The organism is Leptolyngbya sp. FACHB-711, assembly GCF_014695615.1.
Lineage (GTDB): Bacteria > Cyanobacteriota > Cyanobacteriia > Elainellales > Elainellaceae > Leptolyngbya_A.
Window position 1 is genome coordinate 1 of record NZ_JACJOR010000014.1, and the last position, 2364, is coordinate 2364.

Here is a 2364-nt window from a genome sequence, read left to right on the forward strand (position 1 = left end):
CTCCTTGAAGGCAACTAGGTTTCTCATCGTACCGACCGACCGCCAGAATAGGGGGGTGCGGGGGCAGTTCGGGTCACAATCAGAACTTTCACCCTCCTAGCCTGGTTGCTCCACAGTTCTCTGAAGGCGTAATCGCATACGCCCCTTTAATATCCTCCAGAGCTTCGCGGAGATCCTGAGCGTGAAACCAGCCGACATATCCGGCGTAGAGGCATTCTCCCTCAGGGGAAGTGAGGAAGGCATAATCCATGCCAAACCAGTTTCGCCAGGTGCGAATCGTACCGCCGTTTGCCAGCGTCATGGCGATCGCTGCCTGATCGAAGTCGCCGCAGTGTCCATCGGTCATACCCGGAGTTGCGCGCAGTCGCCGGATGATGTCGTTATCCAGAATGGTTTCGCCGATCGTCGTATCTACCCAGAAGTCGCGAATCGTGGCTGCCACGTCTAGATGGTTTCGCAGCGCAGAATGGGAGACGCCCGGTAGGCAAACATATTGAGCATTGGCAAACCGCATACAGGCGATCGGCACTGTTCCGTCTGTTCCCTGCCCCACATCTCCGGCAATGATCAGGGTGGGAATCTTTTGGGCGATCGACTCTGCCAAATGCACCCGCGACACGCCCAGATCGGCTGCAATCCCAATTCCCAACTGCCAGGGGTCGATCAGCCGACTCAGATCCGAACCCCCAACCGGAGAACCAATCAGTACCAGCGAGTGAACCCGCGACCACCATTCTGGGTGACGATGCAGCACCTCCAGCCAGATCAACCCGCCCATTGAGTGACCGACGATCCGGATCGGAGTCTGGGGATAGGGCGTAAGGTGAGCGGCGGCGATCGTTTCGACTGCATCAATCAGCGGGTCAATTTTAAGCCAGGTTTGAATAAACCCTAGATCAGGCGCAACGACCGGCGTAATATCGGTCACTAGCCGCTTCGCCAGACTCAGTACAGCCTGATTATCGTCTGCCCACCCATGCTGCACAAACAGCAAAAACTCAGGTTCGACCGCCCCCGGATCGATCGTAGAACCGCCCATTCACTCCTCCTTTGCTCAAATGTTGCTACAGATTTTGGCATTGTTAAGCAAAGGTTGGGATCTATCGCTGTGCCACATCGCCCTATTCCGCTAGATCGCCCAATTGCCGACGCGCCTCAAATAAGCCGATCGCTACACTCACCGAAAGATTGAGACTGCGAACTTTGGGATGTGCCATCGGAATTCTCACCACTGTATGGCAGGCTTCCAGCACATGAGGCGGTAGTCCTGTTGTTTCGCAGCCAAACAGGAGCCAATCACTCGGCTCATACTGAAACTCAAGGTGGCTACAGCGTCCTGAGGTGCTAAAGCCAATCCAGCGTCCGGGGTGCTGCTGGGTTTCGGCAACAAAGTCTTCTAGCGAGGCGTGGTAGTGCAGATCCACATAGTCCCAGTAGTCGAGTCCGGCTCGTTTCAAATATCGATCGCTGATTTCAAAGCCCAACGGTCCAACCAGATGAAGCGGGGTTTTGGTTGCAGCACAGGTACGAGCGATGTTGCCCGTGTTAGGCGGAATTTGAGGATGAACCAGAACAACCTGCGGCATAGAATCGATCGTTTCACAGTTTCGAGTTTTCTGTCCTCTAGTTATAGGCGATTTGGGCGCGTTGCGGTTGGACACTGTGCCCAGGTAATAAAAACTCCTCCAGGTGATTGACCCGAAGGAGAAGATAAAGTTGAGCAGCCCTAACAAGAACTTGCAGATACCTGGATTTCAAAGATTTCTAAATCAATTTGTATTAACCATCCTGTGTATCAACCATCCTGTAACGATCGACGGTTTAGAAAAAAGCAGGTGTCGATACTTAGTCTGCCGTTGCCGCCGTTGCCAGGGGAGCTTGCTCACTCGGATGCGATCCAGACTCCTCAGGATTGAGGCTCATGCCCAAATCTTCCTCTAGCGCAGCTTCGATCCTCAATTGATTGCAGGAGATGATATCCGCCAAGATTGCACTTGCCATCGCGCCAGAGTGAATTTCGAGCTGTGCCTGTGGCAATGCCTCAAACACGAGCCGCTGTCCGGGAAAAATGACGCGCTCAAAATACCAGTTTGGAATATTGGTAATTCTGCCAATCTGAATTCTGCTCGTGGCATTTACGTAGCAGCAGACGATCGGATCGGATGCACCTGGAGGAAGGGGATCAAAAATTTGCGCCATAGGATTGAGCTGCGTTGGAGCGAGGTTTTCTAGTATTTAGACCCTAACACTGTCTGATCCCCGCTAGCTGTAAACCCGACTACCATCCCCCTATCTCTGCCTTGGGAAAGAGCGATCCGTTTTGTTAATCCGCTCTTTCTGAACATTTAATATTTACCTTCTTCC

Annotated in this window: 3 protein-coding genes; all 3 read right to left on the bottom strand. The window is 52.9% G+C overall.

The features are described 5' to 3' along the window. Positions 1-88: 88 nt before the first annotated feature. The 3 genes from H6F80_RS00150 to H6F80_RS00160 all read right to left on the bottom strand — a co-directional run bounded on the left by H6F80_RS00150 (position 89) and on the right by H6F80_RS00160 (position 2199). On the bottom strand, positions 89-1039 hold the full coding sequence (locus H6F80_RS00150; protein ID WP_190789603.1) for an alpha/beta fold hydrolase: 951 nt from the start codon (positions 1037-1039) through the stop codon (positions 89-91). An 82-nt stretch (positions 1040-1121) separates the two neighbouring features. Continuing rightward, positions 1122-1586: a tRNA (cytidine(34)-2'-O)-methyltransferase gene (locus tag H6F80_RS00155; RefSeq protein WP_190789604.1), complete on the bottom strand. Its 465-nt coding sequence runs from the start codon at positions 1584-1586 to the stop codon at positions 1122-1124. A gap of 259 nt (positions 1587-1845) precedes the next feature. Then, on the bottom strand, positions 1846-2199 hold the full coding sequence (locus H6F80_RS00160) for a DUF1830 domain-containing protein (protein ID WP_190789605.1): 354 nt from the start codon (positions 2197-2199) through the stop codon (positions 1846-1848). Between the last annotated feature and the right edge of the window lie 165 nt (positions 2200-2364).